Annotated in this window: 21 protein-coding genes; 2 read left to right on the plus strand and 19 right to left on the minus strand. The window is 40.2% G+C overall.

The features are described 5' to 3' along the window. Positions 1-31 precede the first annotated feature (31 nt). On the minus strand, positions 32-1,807 hold the full coding sequence (locus NSQ62_RS13380) for a diguanylate cyclase (protein ID WP_341320633.1): 1,776 nt from the start codon (positions 1,805-1,807) through the stop codon (positions 32-34). A 173-nt stretch (positions 1,808-1,980) separates the two neighbouring features. On the opposite strand from NSQ62_RS13380, the gene NSQ62_RS13385 reads away from it, so the two are divergent. Next, on the plus strand, positions 1,981-2,445 hold the full coding sequence (locus NSQ62_RS13385) for a cAMP-binding protein (protein WP_341320634.1): 465 nt from the start codon (positions 1,981-1,983) through the stop codon (positions 2,443-2,445). A gap of 57 nt (positions 2,446-2,502) precedes the next feature. On the opposite strand, the gene NSQ62_RS13390 is transcribed toward NSQ62_RS13385, so the two are convergent. The 16 genes from NSQ62_RS13390 to NSQ62_RS13465 form a co-directional block, all read right to left on the minus strand. Beyond that, positions 2,503-3,984: a methyl-accepting chemotaxis protein gene (locus tag NSQ62_RS13390; protein WP_341320635.1), complete on the minus strand. Its 1,482-nt coding sequence runs from the start codon at positions 3,982-3,984 to the stop codon at positions 2,503-2,505. A 193-nt stretch (positions 3,985-4,177) separates the two neighbouring features. After that, the gene (gene kynB / locus NSQ62_RS13395; protein ID WP_341320636.1) at positions 4,178-4,792 is read right to left on the minus strand and encodes an arylformamidase; all 615 of its coding nucleotides are present in this window, start codon (positions 4,790-4,792) and stop codon (positions 4,178-4,180) included. A 13-nt stretch (positions 4,793-4,805) separates the two neighbouring features. Beyond that, positions 4,806-6,152 carry a sodium-dependent transporter gene (locus tag NSQ62_RS13400; protein ID WP_341320637.1) on the minus strand — a complete coding sequence of 449 codons (1,347 nt, stop codon included), beginning with the start codon at positions 6,150-6,152 and terminating at the stop codon, positions 4,806-4,808. A gap of 33 nt (positions 6,153-6,185) precedes the next feature. Further along, the gene (kynA, locus tag NSQ62_RS13405; protein WP_341320638.1) at positions 6,186-7,043 is read right to left on the minus strand and encodes a tryptophan 2,3-dioxygenase; all 858 of its coding nucleotides are present in this window, start codon (positions 7,041-7,043) and stop codon (positions 6,186-6,188) included. A 12-nt stretch (positions 7,044-7,055) separates the two neighbouring features. Next, the gene (gene kynU, locus NSQ62_RS13410; protein ID WP_341320639.1) at positions 7,056-8,315 is read right to left on the minus strand and encodes a kynureninase; all 1,260 of its coding nucleotides are present in this window, start codon (positions 8,313-8,315) and stop codon (positions 7,056-7,058) included. Positions 8,316-8,426: 111 nt separating this feature from the next. Beyond that, positions 8,427-9,311: a hypothetical protein gene (locus NSQ62_RS13415; RefSeq protein ID WP_341320640.1), complete on the minus strand. Its 885-nt coding sequence runs from the start codon at positions 9,309-9,311 to the stop codon at positions 8,427-8,429. Next, entirely contained in the window at positions 9,304-9,780 is a 477-nt protein-coding gene (locus NSQ62_RS13420; protein ID WP_341320641.1) for an RNA polymerase sigma factor, read from the minus strand. Before NSQ62_RS13420 ends, NSQ62_RS13415 begins: the two co-directional genes overlap by 8 nt. Before the next feature lie 121 nt (positions 9,781-9,901). Continuing rightward, a complete protein-coding gene (locus tag NSQ62_RS13425; protein WP_341320642.1) occupies positions 9,902-10,084 on the minus strand; it encodes a hypothetical protein in 183 nt (60 codons plus the stop codon). 68 nt (positions 10,085-10,152) lie between these two features. Continuing rightward, complete coding sequence (locus NSQ62_RS13430; protein ID WP_341320643.1) at positions 10,153-10,386, minus strand: hypothetical protein; 234 nt, start codon at positions 10,384-10,386, stop codon at positions 10,153-10,155. A 4-nt stretch (positions 10,387-10,390) separates the two neighbouring features. Next, complete coding sequence (locus tag NSQ62_RS13435) at positions 10,391-11,209, minus strand: DUF4085 family protein (protein ID WP_341320644.1); 819 nt, start codon at positions 11,207-11,209, stop codon at positions 10,391-10,393. Between the two features lie 46 nt (positions 11,210-11,255). Further along, positions 11,256-11,966, minus strand: a complete 711-nt coding sequence (locus NSQ62_RS13440; protein WP_341320645.1) for a response regulator transcription factor — start codon at positions 11,964-11,966, stop codon at positions 11,256-11,258. A gap of 18 nt (positions 11,967-11,984) precedes the next feature. Further along, positions 11,985-12,638 carry a phosphate signaling complex protein PhoU gene (phoU, locus tag NSQ62_RS13445; RefSeq protein WP_341320646.1) on the minus strand — a complete coding sequence of 218 codons (654 nt, stop codon included), beginning with the start codon at positions 12,636-12,638 and terminating at the stop codon, positions 11,985-11,987. A 15-nt stretch (positions 12,639-12,653) separates the two neighbouring features. Then, positions 12,654-13,469, minus strand: a complete 816-nt coding sequence (gene pstB / locus NSQ62_RS13450; RefSeq protein ID WP_341320647.1) for a phosphate ABC transporter ATP-binding protein PstB — start codon at positions 13,467-13,469, stop codon at positions 12,654-12,656. A 13-nt stretch (positions 13,470-13,482) separates the two neighbouring features. Next, positions 13,483-14,307: a phosphate ABC transporter permease PstA gene (gene pstA / locus NSQ62_RS13455; protein WP_341320648.1), complete on the minus strand. Its 825-nt coding sequence runs from the start codon at positions 14,305-14,307 to the stop codon at positions 13,483-13,485. Between the two features lies 1 nt (position 14,308). Further along, a complete protein-coding gene (gene pstC / locus NSQ62_RS13460; protein ID WP_341320649.1) occupies positions 14,309-15,223 on the minus strand; it encodes a phosphate ABC transporter permease subunit PstC in 915 nt (304 codons plus the stop codon). A gap of 23 nt (positions 15,224-15,246) precedes the next feature. Next, positions 15,247-16,068: a phosphate ABC transporter substrate-binding protein gene (locus tag NSQ62_RS13465; RefSeq protein WP_341320650.1), complete on the minus strand. Its 822-nt coding sequence runs from the start codon at positions 16,066-16,068 to the stop codon at positions 15,247-15,249. Positions 16,069-16,511: 443 nt separating this feature from the next. Here NSQ62_RS13465 and NSQ62_RS13470 point away from each other — a divergent pair, with 443 nt between their 5' ends. Further along, entirely contained in the window at positions 16,512-17,279 is a 768-nt protein-coding gene (locus tag NSQ62_RS13470) for a DUF2071 domain-containing protein (protein ID WP_341320651.1), read from the plus strand. 100 nt (positions 17,280-17,379) lie between these two features. Here the strand turns inward: NSQ62_RS13470 and NSQ62_RS13475 are convergent, their stop codons facing one another. Both NSQ62_RS13475 and NSQ62_RS13480 read right to left on the minus strand, forming a co-directional pair. Then, positions 17,380-19,950: a vitamin B12-dependent ribonucleotide reductase gene (locus NSQ62_RS13475; RefSeq protein WP_341320652.1), complete on the minus strand. Its 2,571-nt coding sequence runs from the start codon at positions 19,948-19,950 to the stop codon at positions 17,380-17,382. 252 nt (positions 19,951-20,202) lie between these two features. Next, positions 20,203-20,982, minus strand: a complete 780-nt coding sequence (locus NSQ62_RS13480; RefSeq protein WP_341323939.1) for a biotin/lipoate A/B protein ligase family protein — start codon at positions 20,980-20,982, stop codon at positions 20,203-20,205. Positions 20,983-21,005 lie beyond the last annotated feature (23 nt).

The following is a 21,005-nucleotide window of genomic DNA, read 5'->3' on the forward strand; positions in this document are numbered from 1 at the left end:
AAACGCATACCTTATAGGTTTCCGTTGAAGACTATATACCATATTCAAACGTCACTCGATTTCGTCCATTTGTTTTCGAAATATACAAACGTTCATCCGCCAACTCTACTAAAGCAACCTCATTTTGATACACTTTATCCATCGTTAACTCCGCACCGCCAATACTAATCGTCACTATGCCTTCTGCACGCCCTAAATGTTCAAAGTTTGCACCTTTCACTAATAACCGAAGCGATTCCGCTATTTGCCACGCACGCTCTTTTGAATAGTTCGGTAAAAGAAACACAAACTCTTCCCCACCATAGCGAGCAAATTTCACATCTTGTGGTAAGTTTCTCTGAATAAGTTCAGTAATACTTTTTAATAATTGATCGCCCTGCACATGACCGTAACGATCGTTGTATTTTTTAAACTCATCAACATCCATCATCAGTAGACTTAACATATGTCCTTCACTAACAGCCTGTTTGTAATCTTGTGTCAGCCAGTCGTTAAATGTTAAGCGATTGTATATTCCTGTTAGCCCATCCCTAGTCGCTAATTGGGCTAGGCGATTATTGGCTTCTGATAACTCTTTTGTACGTTGCTGTACCTTGACGTCTAGTGTTTTGTTCATCTCCAATAAGTCGTTATTTAACTTTCTTACTTCAACTAATTGATTTGCGTATCGATTGCCGATGAAAAATAAAATAATGACCACGTTCGCTGCAATTGTAAAGAGCGACATTGGCGGAAAATTGATAATGCCCATCCCACTAAGTAAATCAAAAATTAACCCTGTGAAAACAAATAACACACCTAAAAAGAGCGGTTTGGCCATTTGTATTTTTCGTTTTAACGCAACGATAATAATGACTACACTATAAATGACAAATGCCATCATTAAATAAGAGGTATGGAAAAAGAGCGTCTGGAAGATAACCGGCTCTGTCAAAAGTGAAATGAACGCCAATACACCTAAAATTGCCACACTGCCGTATATAATGATTTTTGAAGCTAGCTCTTTAAATAATAGGTAAATAAACCATACATAGAGTAAAAATACGACATTCGTCGAGATATACTCCAATTTCGTCGCCCAAACATACGAAATATCAAATGGCAATTCATGAAAAACAAACGGAACTGAAAATATAGCGCGAACTGCTACACCTATACTAAATAAGCCAAATGTCAAAAGCATTTTTTCGCCTTTACCTAAAATGCCAATAACAAGCGCTAATAAACCAACAATAAGCACAATACTTGATACAAAGGACACAATCAGCCGTTCCAAATGATAATGATCACTCATTTCATGCCACTCACCTAGCTTGATACCACCTGAAAAGCCCCCACGAATATGGTTAAAGCTCGATAATTGAATCGTAAGTTCTACTTGTTGTTGATCAAATGTTACGGGGAGTAGTGCTGGCTTTAAATCGGTCTCATGAGCTTGTTCATTCGTCCCGACTTGACCTATTTCTGTTAACAATTGTCCATTTGCATATATTTTTAATGCCCCGTATACATAAGGGAGCTCGAGTGCTAGCACGTCCCCTACATAGTGCTGCGGGATTGTAATTTGTTTAATGAAAGTACCATACGTTGAAATTTCACCTGTAATCGCTTCAAATTCAATTGGTAAATCAACTAATTTACTTCCTTTTTGGTCATCTGGGTGAATTAGTAACTGTTGCTCATAAAACAACCAATCTTCATTTAGAGATTCAATAATATGACCATTACTAGAGGCGTATGCTTGCAGTGGTCCTATCTGCGAAAATATACATAAAAAAACAATTAATAAATTCTGCATAAATCGCATACAAAGTCTCCTCTCGAAAAAAACAGGTAATTCGTCCATATCTTTTAGTTGAAAACTTTAGTATATCATAACTCCTTATTATGAAGTTACTGCATTTTATTATAATTATAATATTCTATTTATTGAGTAGTCTTTTTGATATGATAGACGGAGAATATTATAGAGGTGACATCATGAATATAAAAAATGCGAATCGTTTATTCGTAATTATCGGTATTATTATTTTAGTCATTATCGGGCGCTTTGTATTAATGAATAATGAAGTTGTCGAAATGCCTACTGTGCAAGTTGTGACACAAACAGCTGTAATCCCTTCTTATGAAGGAAGCTATTGCTGGCATTCTAACGGAGAAAGTACTTGTGTCGATAAAGCCGCTCCTCATGAAATAATTGAGATGGGCAACGAGCCTTTTGTCAAAGTCGCTCCAGGGGAAACCATTGAATTTCAATATAGCCAAAGCCCAACAAGCGTATCGATTCAGCAATGGGTTCAAAATTTTGACTATGAACAGATTGCTACAACGGTTCGCTTTACCGCGCCAAGCGAAAAAGGTACATACATCATTTCTAGCCTAGCTCGCTTTTCAAACGGTGATCGAACAGATACGATTGCCATCGAAGTCATCGGGAATAAATGAAGCATTAAAATAAGCGAAGGCGCATCGATCTTTAGATGCTTCCTTCGCTTTTTCAGATTACGCTTTCACAGTGAATGCGCGTAACTCTATTTGTAGTTGTTCCATTTCATCTGCTGCGTTTGCAATCGACTTCATCATTTCATGTTCTTCATAGATCGATGCGGCAATTTCCTCTGTTGCTGCTGCATTTTCTTCAGAAATAGCCGATAGATTTTCCATTTGATTCATTGCCGTTTCCACAAGATCATTTGTTTGATGGATCAGTGTCATATCCTCTTGCAGCTTTTGTTGAATATTTTTAAAGGATAAATCGATACTTTCAAAAGCACCGCTAATCGCATTTAACGATGTAACACCTGAAGTTACAGCCGATTTTCCTTCATGCGCCTGACGCTGCGCAGCTGTTGAACGCTGTAGTAATTGCTCGGTTACAGCCGTTATATCGGTTGCAATCATTGCACTTTGCTCTGCTAGCTTTTTCACTTCATCTGCTACGACAGCAAAGCCTTTACCATGCTCTCCTGCTCGTGCGGCTTCAATCGAAGCATTCAGCGAAAGTAGATTCGTTTGGTCAGCAATTGCCTTAATACCCACTAACAAATCGTTCACTTTCGTTAAGCTTTCATGCATATTATCAATCGTTACGGTCGTTGTTTGAATCGTATCTTTTAGTGTGTGCAGATCCGTTGTTGCTTTATGTACATGATTCTTGCTTGCCTGCATCACTTGTACCACTTCATCTGCTGAAGCAACCGTTGCCTCACTGGAATGTTTCGTGGTATTCATATTATTTTTCGACTGGAGCATTTGATTGGTAATCTCATGAATCATTTCGGCTTCATTATGAATCGCTGATGCAATTTGTTGAGATGATTCGAGTACCGTCTCACTTACTTTATTCATCGTATTGATGTTGTAATTCACATGGGTAACATTTTCCGCAAGCTGCGTTGAGCCCTGTTCAATTTTCGCTAACGTTTCTGCTAAATTCGCTAACAGTTCACTTGCTTGTTGCTCTTTTAATTGAGCATCTGTAATTAACTCACTACCCCATTTTACTAAACGATACAGCATATACAGACAACCCGTCACAATAGCATACACCGTTAAGAAAACTGGGAAATTGGCGTTCTCCCCTAGAAATTGTGTTGGTGCTGTCACATATAGCGTCAGATAACAAACACTCACAATACCTCCATACACGATAATTAGCTTTCTGCTAAAATACATCGCTGCCATCACTAGCGAAATAAATAAGATGTAATGCTTATTAACAGCATAACCATCTAAGTAAAATAAGGCCACTACAACTAATGTTGGAAGTATAGCAAAAATAAATCCTTTTAAATAATCTTGAATTTTCAGAAAATAATTGATAGTTGATAATACAATGACACTGCAGCCAGCAATTATATAGATTAACGCACCCGCTAAGCCATTTTTAAATAGTAATGGGGTAACGATTAATAACACCAAAATAATCGTTATCAATAAATTCAGTTGGTGTACCCAAATTCTTCTTTCATCGCGCTCTTTCAAGTAAATCCCTCCTATGTTTATTATAATTATTTTATAGTAATAATATTACAATCATTGAAAAAATATAGGACTATTTTATATAAATTTTATGTCCAAATAGGTAAATTGGATTTTAACGCTTTAAAAATAGAATAAAATGACATCAATTTGTAAAAAAAAGAGTTTCACAAAAATGTGAAACTCTTTAGCTAGTTTATTTTTTCCGAATAACCGCACGTACCGGTGCACCGTCAGCTCCTTCAATTTTTAAAGGCAAGCAAATGAGGTCATAGAGGCCTGGCTCAATCTGACTCAGATCTAATCCTTCTATTATTTGAACATAGTGCTCATACAGTGCATGGTGTGCGGCTAACTCCTTACTTGTTAACATGTCTACCGATGGATTGTCTACACCGAGCAGCACAACGCCGCAGTGTTTTAAAAACGAGGCAACGTCCGCAGCAATGACCGGAATAACTTCTGGGAACTGCTCACTTATCGCATCAACTGTTTTTAGTAACACACGGGCGACACCATGAAAATCAAACGACTGCAAAAAGCTTGCCGTAATCACCTCTACCCCGCGACAATCAATGACCACACAATCGCCAATAAACGTATTGACATCTAGTTGCTCGATTGTCGGTGCACTATTGTTAAAGTGAAACGGTGCATCAGCGTGGGTGCCGGTGTGCAGTGACGTTTCGATTTTGCCGATGTTCACTGAACCCGTTTGCTGTTTTGTGTAAGCTAGCCCAAATGAAAACGCGGTGTCTCCTGGCCAATTTGGCATCCCAGTTTTCATTGTTTGTGTAATATCAATCCACATGCATGTTCACTCCTTAGTATTGAAAAACTAAATAACCAAGTACGACCACGATGACTGTCGGTACAACAAATGTCATAAGGAAGCGATATGTTTTATAGAAACCTTCACCCATTTTACTTCCTTCAAGCAACTCTTTTTTCACGATGTTTTTATCCATAATATACATAATGAAAATCGCAATGAGTAAATTGCCGATTGGTAAAATGACATTCGACACCACAAAGTCCGTAAAGTCAAAAATGCTGCGACCAAAAATGGATACATCCCCCAATGTGCTATACGTTAAAGTTGATGGAATTGACGCAATAAACACGAAAACCCCAATGATTACCGTAATTTTGGCACGCGAAATCTTCCACTTCTCGACAACCGCAGCCACGATAATTTCATACATACTAAATGCAGATGTTAACGTTGCAAATAAAAATAAAATTAAGAACAGTGCTAAAAATAGCTCACCAAAGGGCATTTGAGAAAATGCAGCCGGTAGCACCATAAATAGTAACGGTGGACCACTTGCGACTTCTAGATCAAATGCAAACACGACAGGGAAGATTGCTAGCCCTGCTAAAAACGATACAAAAATACTTAAGCCAACTACTGATCCTGCTGCATTCGGCAAGCTGACATCCTTTTTCAAGTACGAGCTATATGTAACAAGACATGAAAACCCGACCGCCAATGCAAAGAAAGATTGCCCTAGCGCATATAAAATCGATTCTCCTGTAATGTTCGTGAAGTCAGGGTATAAGAAGAATTTAATGCCTTCCATTGCCCCATCTAACGTCACCGCACGTACGACTAAAATAAAGAACATCACAAATAGTAGCGGCATCATAAATTTGTTCGCTTTTTCAATACCATTTTGAACACCAAGTGCAATCACGACTACGTTCGCAATCGTAAATAACGCAAGACCTAGTAACGCAATCCACGGTGTGCCTGTTACCTGGCCAAAAAATGCACCGGGATCTGTATTTGGATCAATGACATTGCCAACAACTGACACGCCACTATAGACAAAAATCCAGCCCCCTACGACGCTGTAAAACGATAGTAGTAAAAAACAGCCGATAATACCTAATTTTCCAATCCAAGCCCACACTTTCGTATTTGGTGCCAGCACCTTATACGCCGTTACAGCTTCCTTTTGTGCTGCACGTCCGATGACATACTCCGATAACAGCATCGGTAAACCAATTAATAACGTTAGTACAACGAAAATTAAGAAGAATGCGCCGCCTCCGCTTTGACCCGCGACGTATGGCATTTTCCAAATTGCCCCGAGCCCAATCGCTGCACCGGCTGACGCTAATACAAATCCTAATTTACTTGACCATTGTCCTTTACTCTTCTCCATCTAACTCACTCCACTCAACTTGTCTAGTCTAAACTATAATGTCGTTCTTAAATCCCAGAGCTCTGGGAAGAAACGATGATCAAGCACTTGACGTAAATAGTTCACACCAGAGGAGCCACCAGTGCCTACTTTAAAGCCTATAATGCGCTCAACCGTTTTCATATGACGGAAACGCCATTGCTGCAAACTATCTTCAATATCGACAAGCTTTTCAGCTAACTGATATAAATCCCAGTACGTATCGATATTTTCATAGACGGTTTTCCAGGCAGCTGCAACAGAGTCGTCACCATTATATACTACCGAAAAATCACGATTTAGCAATGCAGGATTTACCTTTAACCCCGCTTTCGCTAGTGCTGCAATTGCCACATCATAAATACTTGGGGCCATATATGCGTTTTTTAGCTCGTTTAAAATGGCTTCGTCTTTTTCATAAATTTTTAAAATATGCTTACTTTTATAGCCGAGCGCAAACTCAATTTGGCGGTATTGATAGCTTTGAAAGCCAGATGCCTTACCGAGTGCATCGCGGAACTGTAAATACTCAGCCGGTGTCATGGTCGCGAGGACATCCCACGCTTGGATGATTTGCTGTTGAATTTTTGAAACCCTGGCCAGCATTTTAAACGCCGGCTGCATATTTTCTTGCTGAATTGCTTGAATCGCCGCTTGTAATTCATGAATAATAAGCTTCATCCATAATTCGCTTACTTGATGAATGATTAAAAATAACATTTCATCATGATGATCAGATAGTCGGTTTTGACTCGACAAAATCGCCTCTAAGCCTAAATATTCCCCGTACGTCATGTCGTTTTTAAAATCGGTATGAATCCCTTTTTCCGCACGGACCTTTTGTTCTAAATCAGAAATTGATTTTTTGTCCATCAAGTCTCCCCCTTAGGCAATCACATCTCGTTTATTTTCATACGTTTCATACATTTTTTCCGTCATAATTGTTTTTAAAATTTGTACGGCTTGCCAAACTTCTGTAAACGAATTGTACAAGGCAACAGGTGCTAAACGAATGCCATTTGGTGCGCGAAAATCAGGGACAACCCCTGCAGTTTTCAATGCTTTACAAACTCGCGCTGCTTCCTCGTGCACTAAAAACAAATGCCCCCCGCGTGTTGCATCTTGTGGGTTACCAAACGTAAACGTATTCGGTATTTCCTGGGTAATACAATCCATCATAAACTGTGTGAGCTGAAGTGATTTCGCACGAATGGCTTCAATACCGACTTCATTGAACAACTCAAGTGAGCCCGCAATCGGGGCCAGGCTCAATACATGGGGTGTTCCGATTTGATACGCACCGGCATCACGCGCTTGTGTAAGTGTAATATCTAAATCAAATTGCTTTGTTTTATCTGAACCAAACCAGCCTGCTAAGCCCGGTGCAGTACCGAAATGCTTTTCATGCACGAAAAGTCCCGCAACTGATCCAGGCCCTCCGTTTAAATGCTTGTAGTTGCACCAAAACGCAAAGTCCGCGCCAATGTCGTGTAACTGATGCGGTATCGAGCCGATCGAGTGACAAAGATCAAAGCCCACTAAAATATTCTTTTCATGCGCGGCTTTTGTAATGGCCTGTAAATCAAGCACTTGCCCGCTACGATAAAGAACCGCTGGCAACACCGCGACCGCCACATCCTCTGTCATGGCTGAGATGATGTCCTCTGTTGTCAGTGTTTGCCCGTCCTGTGAAGCTACTAATTTCATATGTTCTTTTGATAGATTATGTAGCGCTAACTGACTTTGAATTGCATATAAATCCGACGGGAAATTTAATTCATCGGCTAAAATTTTATTTTTTGTGTCTGTTGGTTTAAAAAACGTTGCGAGTAGCTGGTGGAGGTTTGTTGTTGTAGAACCCGTTAATACGACTTCTTGTTTTTTTGCGCCTACTAGTGGTGCACATAGTTCCCCTAAATTTTCCGAGAAGTAATACCACGGTTGTTCCCCAGCCGTCCAGCCATCAATGCCATGTTCTTTCCATGAATGGAGTAAGGCTAACACAGTCGTTTCTGCGCGCTTTGACAGGAGCCCGAGTGAATTCCCATCTAAATAAATTTGGCCCGGCTGCTTGTAAAACTCTGCGGCGTACTGCTTTAGTGCATCTTTTTTATCAAGTTGTTGTGCGGTTTCCATTGTCATCATCGACTCACCCTTTTTTCGTTGGTCATTTAATCGTACGAGGAAATCCATCCATTGTCAAAGTATTCTGAACTATAAAACTAAAAAAACAGCTCTGTAACTGAGCTGCTAATCTTATACCTGGGTAAATAAAAATACATACGATGGTATTAGTAGTGCGACATTGATAAATCGTAATTTACGCCAGCCATTATTGTCATGCTTTTGCTCAATCGCAATACTAATCGCTGCAAAAATGAAGCCGATGACATAGAGCCAGCCGATATGAATAGTTGCTGTACCACTTATACCGCCCATAAACATAAAGAAGATGACAAACATATAGCAAACCAACGCAATGCTTTGCTTATAATCCGAATGCATCGGCAGCTTTCGTTTTGGGTCGCTTGGAACGCGCATCTGTTTATCAATATACCAATTGCCACCAAATAATAAAAAAACGATTCCCCCAAATAGCACGTACTGCCAACCGCTTGGCTTTGTGTGCATTAAATAAAGAACGATATTATCTTCGGCTAATCGATAATACGCCTCTGTATCCAAGTCCTTTAAATAGATCGTACCCCCTTCTATATATTCAGTTAACACACGTTGTTCCCCGTTACTATAGTTCAGGCGATACGTTTTATATGCATCTTGCGGCACATAAGGCGCTGTTAACGGTTCTAATGCCTCGATAGCAGCTTGCATCATGTCCATCTCTTCCTCGTCTGTTGACCGTTTCACCCCGATATAGTAAATCGATTTGGGATCGCTCTCACCATCTTTGAATAGCACCTCATATAAATAAGGATCAGATGAAAGGTTCGTTTCGCGATCACTGACAGGCATCGTTGCCACTAAAAACAGTACAAGCAGCACCATTGAAAATGCCACAGCCGGTACTTGCCAGTAAAACGGCTTTTTGTTTAGCCGCTGATTGATTTGTTCAAAGTCTTTTTGCTTCTCGGCCTCGTCTACACGTATCGGCTTTAATTTTTGTAGCTTGTCTTCAATCATCACGCTCACCTCCTAATAATGCACGCAACGCCTTCAGTCCGCGCGCTGTATCATTTTTCACCTTAGCCTCGGTCGTGTTTAAAATTTGTGCGGTTTCCTTCACAGAATATTGCTCAATGTAGCGCAAAATGACGGCTTCTCGGTAGTTCGTTTTAATTTGCTGTAATGCCGTGTACAACACTTCGTTTTCCGCGTTTTGTAGCACCACTTCTTCAGGAAGCAACGTATGTGCAATCGGTTCTTTTTTTAGTGTGAAAAAGCCGATTAACTTTTTCCTACGATAATGATCGTATACAAGATTGCGAGCAATTTTTAATAAATAGAGACGCTCATTTGTGTCATAATTTTTTTGATAATAGCGGTAAAAGGTTTCCTGTAGTAAATCATGCGCTAGATGGCGGTCGTTCGTTAAATAAAGTATGTATGTATAAATCGCATCATAATGCGTATCAAACACGTTTTTTCGCAAAGTATCCCTCCTTCTTAGTTGTATAGACGAGTGAAGCATCATTTGGAATCAGTTGATTTTAAATTTTCTGCGAATTTAATCAAAAAGAAAACCTGAACACGTAACATGTTCAGGCAATTCATTACACACCCATTTTGCGGCGCGTGTTACTCGTTTTCTTTGTTTGTTGACTCTTCATTTGTTTCGTTGACGTATCACCTTTAAGGTTGTTGTTACCGCCACCCGCTTTATTTTTCTTTGCTTCTAATTGTTGCTTAACTAATTCTTGTAAGCTTAATTTTTTCTTTTCTGTTTGCTCAGACATGAGACAAACCTCCTTTAACTAGCATGTTCTCTAAGTATAAGCTACTCTGGCTTGTTTTGTAAAAGAAATTACGATAACCAGCGTATTTTTACATCTTGGTCAAGTAATCCAAGCTTGTCAAAATGCTCCGCGATGACTTGCATAAACATTTCTTCATGTACTTCTAGCTGAATGACGCGTAGCACACGGTTCACTACCGGAGCAGCCTGTTGATCGATTTCAAACATTGTATTAAACGCGCGCACACGTAAAGCCTGGTCTGTGCTTAACGCGGCTTCTTCAAGTTCCTCAAGTGGCACCATTTCACTAAAGTGAGCATAGGGGTCTTCGTGTATCAGAGTAAATACGATCAATCACCTGCTCAGTCGTCTTTCCAAGCCACTTAGTATCGCTATAAAACCCATCCGCGCGTTGTTCAATATTTTGCACATCGACTGCCACAAATTCATGATTTTCAACAATAAAGTAGTTAAGTGTCGGTGTTAAATCTTGAAGATATTCCCTAACATCCGTATATCGCTCGCGCTCAGCATACGCTTTTGGACGAAATACAAATCGAACTTCTACCTCTTGAAATACAATCGTCCACTGTTCATAGGGATGCCCTGATAACACACGCAGTGCATAACCTGATCCTATCTCAACTAGCTCATCATATACGTAATCCCGCGCTAATTCGCCTGTTTCCACCGCACCTTTAAACGTCAGTTGAATCATTGCCTTAGATGTAAAGCCCCCACTCATATCTAAAAATAGCGTCACTTCATCGTCGGCACGCACGACCTGAACAATTTCCCCGTCATGTAACGAATCATTAAACACCTCGCCTGCATGTTGTTCAAACTTCGCTGAAAGCAGTACGCGCTTTTTATAAATCGACTCGCGTTTTGTTTGGTGTGCGGCGATGACCCCTTCACACCACTTTAAATACTCGCCCCACTGATTTCCACTATGTAAGTTACCTAAATCAATCGCCTCGTGAAAGCGCGCTGGAATCCACTGCTTTTCACGAGCTAGCTCCTGGATTATTTCCTTCATGAAATCTGGTTCCACATCGCCCTCCGGAAAATACGCCATATGTGCAACATCTGATTGGTGCTGTGTTTCAAGTGATAAATAAAACATGAAAGACCTCCTCGCTATGTTTCACTCATTATACACCAAAAGCCTCCTACAAATTGTAAGAGACTTCCTGTGCTTTATCATTGAAATAATAGCCGATTCCACTTTTTGTTTTAATCCATTTTGGGGAGCTCGGTTGCTCTTCTATTTTTTCTCGCAGTCTACGAATATGTACATCGACCGTACGCTTATCGCCCTTTGTAAAATCGAGCATTTCAATAATATCTTCACGCGATTTAATATCCCCCGGCTGCTCGAGTAAATGCAGCAGTAATTTAAATTCACGCTTCGTTAACGGAATCTCCACGTCTTCTTTGTAAATTTTAAACATGACCAAATCCACTTTAAATGGACCCATGACAAGCTCTGACACACGTGTTTTGTGTAGCTGCTCTTTTTCATAGCGCTTTAAATGAATGCGGAGACGCGTCAACAGTTCGCGAAAGCCAAACGGTTTCCGAATGTATTCGGTAGCACCCATTTCAAGTGCGAGCACAACATCAAGTTCATCTGTTTTTGTACTCATCATCACAATTGGGATATCAAATTGGTAACGAATCTGACGACAAAGCTCCTCGCTTTCAATATCCGGCAACGTACCGTCTAGCAAAATGGCATCTGGTTGAAATTGCATGAGCGCTTCGATTACGTGACGTCCCGTTTTTTCAACGCGTACGTCATAACCGTCCTTTATTAAATGCAGCTGTAATAAGTTCACTAAATTCTCATCATCTTCAACGACTAATAGTTTTTTCGTCATTAAGGATTCCTCGCTTCTCTAGTTTAAATCGAATAACTGTCCTTTAATAAAGTAAGCTGTAGATTCAGCCATATTTGTAATATGATCGGCCGCACGCTCAACAAAGCGGTTGATGAATAATAACTGTACAGCCTGCTCTGTGTCATGTGGATGTTCTGCGATATAGCTTGTCAGCACCGCATAATTTTGGTGATTTTTTTCATCCACCTTATCATCTAACTCACCGACTGCTTTTGCTAACGCAATATCCTCTTCAATAAACGCCTGCATCGCTTTCTTCAGCATATCCATTGAAATATCTTTCATTTCAACAATACTTGTTTTCGGAATAATGGATTCCGTTTTATTGATTTTTACGGTTGCCTTTGCGGTATTAACAGCAAAGTCGGCAATACGTTCAATATCAGAAGACATTTTAATCATACTGACAATACGGCGCAAGTCGCGTGCAACCGGCTGTTCCTTTGCCATTAGCCAAATCGCCATTTGGTTAATTTCGTTTTCAAGCTCGTCTATATACGTATCCTCTTCAATAATATCTAACGCTAACGACATATCTTGCTTTTGAAGTGCGGTGAACGACTTTTCCATCGCAACAACCGTCAAATCAACCATCTCTACCATCTTGTTTTGCAGTTCAAGCATGTTTTTCTCAAAGTTTTCGCGAATCATCAGTAGTTCCCCCTCTTATCCGAAACGGCCTGTTACATAGTCTTCTGTACGCTGGTCTTTAGGTGTTGAGAAAATAATATTTGTGTCATCAAACTCAACCACTTCCCCGTTTAAGAAGAATGCTGTTTTATCACTAATACGCGCAGCCTGTTGCATGTTATGCGTTACGATGACGATTGTGTAATCCTTTTTCATTTGTGTAATTAATTCTTCTACTTTTAACGTTGAAATTGGGTCAAGTGCACTTGTTGGCTCATCCATTAAAATCACATCCGGCTTCATCGCAATGGCACGTGCGATACAAATACGCTGTTGCTGACCACCAGAAAGGCCTAATGCTGATGATTTTAATCGATCCTTTACTTCATCCCAAATTGCCGCACCACGTAGTGATTCTTCCACAATGCCATCAAGTGTCTTTTTGTTTTTTATCCCCTGCATACGCGGACCATAGGCAACATTATCATAAATGCTCATTGGGAACAGGTTTGATTTTTGGAATACCATGCCGACTTTTGTACGTAGCTTAATGACATCATTTGATTCGTAAATATTTTCCTTGTCAATGTGGATATTGCCAATCACACGCACCCCATCAATCAGATCGTTCATGCGGTTTAACGTACGTAAAAACGTTGATTTACCACAGCCTGAAGGGCCGATTAACGCTGTCACTTCCTTTTCTTTAATGTCTATATTCACATTAAATAATGCTTGTTTTTCACCGTAAAATAAATTCAAATCATTTACTTGAATTTTCGTTTCCTGTGCCTCCGCAAAAGCCGTTGTTGATGTATTAAAAATCGCTGCTTCTGATACAATCATAGTCATTAGTATTTGCTCCTTAATAATCTGCCTTGTTTAATTTTTTGGAAATATACGTCGCTGACAAGTTCAGCACTAAAATAATCACAATTAACACAATCCCGACTGCTGCTGCTAATCCAATATCCCCGGCCTCTTGCGTCACTAAATACGAATGTACAGTAAGTGTACGTGCAGATGAGAAAATACTCGATGGCATCGCTGCTACCGTACCTGCTGTTAAGAAAATCGCTGCGGATTCCCCGACAATACGGCCAATCGATAAAATAATCCCCGATAAAATCCCCGGCATCGCGCTCGGTAAAATCACCTTTAATAACGTTTGTAATTTCGTTGTGCCTAGTGCAAGTGACCCTTCACGGTAAGTCGCTGGCACGGTTTTTAATGCTTCTTCCGTTGTACGGATAATTACTGGTAATACGATAATTGTTAACGTTAAGCTTGCTGCGATGATAGACATCCCAAGCTTTAAAATGGCTACGAAGAATACCGCACCGAATAATCCGTAGATAATTGATGGAATTCCTGTTAAGCTTTCCGTTGCGTAACGGATAATACTCACTAAACGCCCTTGCCTCGCGTATTCATGCAAATAAACAGCTGCTAAAATCCCGATTGGTGTTGCGATAAGCAGTGAAATTAAAATCATTAAAATCGTTGTGACGATCATCGGGAAAATTCCGCCGCCACCTGATGGCGAATAATCTCCGAAAATAAAATCAAAGCTAATATATGAAAATCCTTTGTAAAAGATATAACCGACAATAACGACTAATACCGCAACCGATACAAACGCTGAAGCCCATAATAAGCCGCGCATAATATTATCTTTCGTTTGACGCATATTATTTAGCTCCCTTCGCTGTAATGCGTGATAGCACAAAGTTTAATAACAAGATGAATGAGAATAACACAATCCCTGTGGCAAATAGCATTTCCTGATGCGTACCTGCCGCGTAACCCATTTCAAGCGCGATATTCGTCGTTAAAGGACGCACCGAATCGGTTAAGCTTGTCGGTAAAATAAGGGAGTTCCCGGCTACTAAAATCACGGCCATCGTTTCCCCTAGCGCGCGACCAAGGCCTAACACAATCGCCGCCATAATACCGGACTTTGCTGCTGGTACAACAACTTTAAAAATCGTGCCAATTTGTGAGACCCCTAGTGCTAATGAGCCTTCACGATACGTTTTCGGCACCGCGCGAATTGCTGTCTCTGCTACGGTTACAATCGTTGGCAGCATCATAATCGCTAGTACTAAAATAACGGCGATTAAACTTTGTCCTCGTGCTAAGCCTAAGTTGTCTTGTAAAAACGGTACGATAATCGCTAAACCGAACACCCCGTATAATACTGAAGGAATACCGGCTAATAACTGAATCGCAGGTGATACAATTTTCGCCACCGACTTTGGTGCGATTTCAGCTAAGAAAATCGCTGTTAATAATCCGATTGGTACCCCGATCACAAGTGCCCCGATTGTTGCATAAATCGATGCCACGATCATTGGGAAAATCCCGAATTTGTCCTCTGATGGTACCCAGTCGCTACCGAAAATGAAATCGTAGAAGCTATAGCCACCTGTTACAAATGGATTGGCCCCTTTATAAAATACGAAGCCGACAATCAACAATAAACTAACTACTGACAGCAACGCACACGCTAAGAAAATTTTTGATGATAGGCTTTCTAAAAAATATTTACGTTTATTACCCTTGCTTATTTGCTCTTGTACGTCTTGATCTCTTTGTGTTGCCACAGTTATTTCCTCCAAGCCCACATTTATTTCGTTACCGGAATTGCTCCTGCAGATTCCACAATTTTTTGTCCATCACTGCTTAAAATAAAGTCCATAAATTTCGTTGCTGCTTCCGGTACTTCTTTCTCATGTACAAATAAGAATGGTCGAGATAATTCATAGTTCCCGTCTAGTACATTTACTGCTTTCGCCTCAACACCGTTAATGGCTAATGCTGAGACCGTTTCATCGATATATTCAAATGAGATAAAGCCCACTGCGTGTTTATTTGTTGCAACAGTTGTTTTAATATTCCCATTTCCACTCGCAACAATCGCATTGCGGATAAGTTGACCTGATTCGTAGCCAACAATTTCTTGGAATGCATCACGAGAACCTGAACCATCCTCACGTGATACGACAACGATCTCCATGTCTTTTCCACCAAGCTGTTTCCAGTTTGTCACGTCACCTGTGAAAATCTGCTTCACTTGCTCCATCGTAATATCCTTTACCGGGTTCGATGGATGCGTAACAACCACAATCCCATCATAAGCAATGACTAACTGTTCAATCCCCGTATCGATTTCCTCTTGCTTTAAATCGCGTGAACTCATACCGATTTGGGATACGCCGTTAATTGCGTTCGTAATACCCGCTGATGAGCCGATTTGGTTAATTTCAATTTTGACATCTTCTGTTTTTTCATATTTAATGGCTAATTTCTCTGCTAAAGGTCCAACAGATGTAGAACCTGATATTGTAACTAATTGTCCGCCACTTGAGCCGTTTGATTCTCCACCACACGCTGCAAGTAGCATGATTGTAAATGCGAATGTAATCATAGTAATTGTCTTTTTCAACACGAAGTCATCCTCCAAGCATTTTCTATCTGCCTTAACAATAACGCCCTAGTTTTAATGCTCTGTATGAAACGTGTAAACCTTCTGTAAATTGTGAAGATGCCAATAAATTAATAGAGAAAAAGGAACTTTATTTTCGGAATAATTAAATAAAAATTGTCTTTTTGTTAAAATTTAGCGTATTTTTGTAAATACGACGCGAAATTTGATGTTTATTTTGTCATATTTCAGAAAGTTGATTCATAAATATGATGAAATATTGAGCAAAACATAGCGCAATTCTTATTGAATTGGGAATTTCTCATTTTTAGTATAAATTTTCCGAAAAGTTTGTTTACATTTGATTTACAAAGCCTTGGATTCTTTACAATGTCGCAATTTTCGCCATGACAAGTTTTGTTTCACGTTCCAAATGTTGTATAATTACTCCAAGGAAGTGACTGACTATGGGAAACACTGAAAAAAATAAGTGGGATGATCGTCATCGTCCTTGGCCTGTCCCGAATTTACCTTGGACGATGAAACAAACTTGGAGCGATCTGTTATTTGCGCATTATCCAGTTCAATATGAGGTATTACGTAAACTTGTGCCTGATGTACTGCCTCTAGATTCCTATAATGGGGTGTGTTGGGTTGGCGTTGTGCCATTTCGTATGTCGGGGGTTAGCCTGCGCGGATTGCCGCCTATCCCAGGAACAAGTGAATTTCCCGAACTCAATGTTAGGACCTACGTAACACTCGATGGAAAGCCTGGCGTGTATTTTTTTAGCTTGGAAGCTGCGAATTGGCTAGCTGTTAAAGGAGCGAAAACTGGCTATCACTTACCCTATTGGTATGCGGATATGGAGATTCAAAACAAAGGGCAAAACATTAAATTTACAAGTAAGAGAAGACAAGATCGAACGATAAAATTAGCCTGCAGCTACCGCCCCACTTCACAGCCATTTCAAGCAGCGAAAGGCTCTTTTGAGGAATGGTTGGTCGAGCGATACTGCTTCTACACGTTAAATTCGTCAGGCGTTCCCCTACGCTGTGATATTTTGCATGAGCCTTGGGTTTTGCAAGAGGCAGAAGCAGAGTTTTCAACCAATTCCATATTAGCTAAACAAGGGATTACGGTTGAGAGTGATGTTCCAATCTTACACTTTGCCAAAAAGATCGACATACGCGCTTGGCCTTTAGTTCATCATGCCACGAACCGTTTTCATATGTGAGCGCCGATAACTACGAAAACGACAAAAACCGAAATTTCCTTCTTTTAAAAGATAGGAAATTTCGGTTTTTCTATTTTATAAGCAACGACAAGTTGCTAGCTTACAGGCCACATTTTAGCTGTGCGCCACAGTTTGTACATGTGTTACAGCCACCCATTTCTTCTACTGTCCCTTGACGACAGACTGGGCATGTATTGCCGACCTCTGAACCAATTGTTACGTCTGTATCTGTTAGCGGCTTAATTGTATCTACCAACACGACTTGACGCTTCACTTGTTCCTCAGTTTGCTTTAATTCTTCAAATTCTAATTGCTCATCCGAAGAATTTGATTCTTCTGCTTTTAATGTTAATACTTGTGTATCACGAGAGCCGTCTACGTATACCGTTCCGCCTTTCGCGCCACCATTGTAAAGACGCTCGTACACTTTTTGCACTTGCTCCACACCGTAACCTTTTGGTGCGTTTACTGTTTTTGAAATCGATGAATCGATCCAGTTTTGGATGATGCATTGCACATCGGCATGTGCCTCTGCTGAAAGCTCCATTGATGATTTGAACCAGCTTGGTAAGTTTTGCTCATCCACGCCTGGGTTTGCATCTAAATATTCTTTTACGATCTCTGCCTTTACTTCAATAAACTTACCTAAACGACCTGAACGGTAGTAGGTAAAGCTGAAGTATGGCTCAAGTCCTGTTGCAACTCCGACCATCGTACCTGTAGATCCCGTGGGAGCAACCGTTAATAAGTGTGAGTTACGAATACCATTTGCAAGAACGCCCTCGCGAATGTGCTGTGGCATTTTTTTCATAAAGCCTGTATTAATAAACGCTTCACGTAAACGTGCTGTTTCTGCCTCTGTTTCACCTTCAATGAATGGGAAACTTCCGCGCTCTTCAGCAAGCTCAATAGATTGTTCATACGCTGCTGTTGCAATCGTTTTGAAAATCTCATCAACTAGCTCATTACCTTCATCCGAACCATACTCTTTTTCACAATAGATTAAAAGATCGGCTAAGCCCATTACACCTAGACCAACACGACGTTCGCCAAGTGCTTGCTTTTTATTATCTTCTAAGAAGTAAGGTGTTGCGTCGATTACGTTATCTTGCATACGCACGCCGACTTTCACCGTCTCACGTAATGCGTCGTAATCCACTGTTTTTGTTTCTTTGTTTGCAAACTTCGCTAAGTTTACCGCAGCTAAGTTACAAACTGAATATGGTGCTAGGGGTTGTTCCCCACATGGATTCGTCGCAACAACTTGTTGACCATAAGCTTTGGCGTTTGTCATGTCGTTGGCGTTATCAATGAAGAAAATTCCTGGTTCTGCTGCATAGGTTGCGCAGACGTTAATTAAGTTCCATAACTCTTTCGCTTTAATGGTGCGGTATGTGCGAACTGGGTAGCCAAGCTTTTCCCACTCACGAACATCGCCCACTTCATGCCATTTTTCGTTATAGTCAATCATCTGAGCTGGTGTGTAATTCGCTACATCTGGGAAGCGTAACGGGAAGTCTGCATCCTGCTCTATCGCATCCATAAATTCTTTTGTCAGCGTAACTGAAATATTCGCGCCCGTTAAGAAATCTGGGTTGTGTACTGAATACGTCCCACCATCACGAAGCTTTGTTTCCGCGTCGCGAATAATCGCTTCACTAAAGCCACCTAAGCCTTCAATATTTTTAAAGTTAACAATCCCTTGATACATCGCGTCTTCTTGTTGCGATAAAGGCTTGAATTTTAATTTTTCTTTCGCTAAACGAATGATTGATTCATCATTTGTATTTTCAATTAAATAACGTAAAATACGTGGATTTTGCATTTTTGAAATAATGAATTCCACGATATCTGGGTGCCAGTCAGCTAACATAATCATTTGTGCCCCGCGACGACTCCCGCCCTGTTCCACAAGATGTGTCAGCTTTGCAATATCATCAAGCCAGCTTACTGAACCACTTGATTTACCATTAACACCGCGCGCTAATGTGTTACGTGGACGAAGCGTTGAACCGTTCGTACCAACACCACCACCGCGACTCATGATTTCCATAACTTGCTTACGGTGATCACTAATGCCTTCGCGTGAATCTGCTACAAATGGCATAACGTAACAGTTAAAGAACGTTACTTCCGTTTCCGAACCCGCGCCGTATATAACACGGCCTGCAGGAATGAAGTTTAACGCGACTAACTGCTCATAAAACTTCTCAAACCATTCTTGGCGTTTTTCTTCTGTTTTTTCAACAGCCGCTAAGCCTGTTGCGTTACGCTTAGCAATTTGCTCATAATAAATTTCAAGCGGCTTTTCGATAATATCTAACGAACGTTCAATTACCCCTGTCGTTTGCCCATCACCATCTAACACATGGCGGTAATCTTCTTCTATTAGAATCTTCGCTGATTTTTTTTCGTGATTAATCGATTGAATAATTCCTAGACCACGTGCTGGGAATTTCGGATCTTGTTTGACCGTTAAGACAACAAAATCTCCTGCTTTTAATGTTTTCTTTTCCGTATCTTTAAAAGAATAACGGTCAATCATGACAAGACGAGAAACACCTTTATGCGTAATGTGCATATCCGAAGTAATCGGATGCACTTGCGGAAATTGTTCGATATCTTGATTTAATTGATTGACTGGGATAGATTGTTTAACAACACTTACCACCAGATAAGCCCCCTTTTGAACGATTTAATAATTTTAAAGTTCCCAACAAAAACGAGAATCAAACACTATATATTGTGTTTGATTCTTTTTAACTATTCTATATGTGGGGATGATTTTATTTACTTAAAAAAGATTACAACAGATTTTATTTTCATACAAGGGCTTGATTTTTTTTAAATTTCGGCAATCGCACGTATATCAACGTTTCGAGACACAAATTTTTTTTTACAAAAAATAAAACACACGTTCGTTTTACTTTTTATAATTCCATTCGTCTGTCCCATATTTAGTTTTCATTAATTGTTCAACATATTGTTCTTGATTTTCAGTTAATTCATATGGAACGAGTTCAATAGCAAGCGCTTCTTTAAAACCATTTGAAAAGGCCTCGACACATTGTTCCATTGAAAAGGGTGTGTCCACAAATTGATTCATTGCTACCGCTTTTTCTGGTAGTTTCTTACGCATACGCTCTTTCGCTTCATCTGATTCAAAGTTAAATACTGAAAGTAATAGCTCTTCATCTAAATCAAGTAATATCGCACCATGTTGTAAAATAACACCCTTTTGACGCGTTTGTGCACTGCCTGCCACCTTCTTCCCTTCGACAACAAGCTCGTACCAGCTTGGTGCATCAAAGCAAACTGCGCTTTTGGGTTTTTTCAAATCATCTAATTGCTGCTTTGTCTCAGGCACGCTAAAATACGCCTCTAAGCCAAGCTTTTGGAATCCTAGTAAAATCCCCTCACTAATGACGCGGTATGCTTCTGTCACCGTTTGAGGCATATCAGGGTAGCTTTCCGTTACGATGACCGAGTACGTTAACTCTTGATCGTGTAAAACCGCGCGTCCACCGGTAGGACGACGCACAAAACCTAACTGATTTTTTAACACATTTTCTAAATTAATATCCTTATGTACTTGCTGGAAATAGCCGATTGATAATGTTGCAGGATCCCACTCATAAAAACGAATAACTGGCGGAATTTCCCCTGCACTATGCCAATCTAACAACGCTTCATCTAATGCCATATTATAAGCTCCGGTTTTTGGAC

The sequence above is a fragment of the Solibacillus sp. FSL H8-0523 genome (genome assembly GCF_038051985.1).
GTDB lineage: Bacteria > Bacillota > Bacilli > Bacillales_A > Planococcaceae > Solibacillus.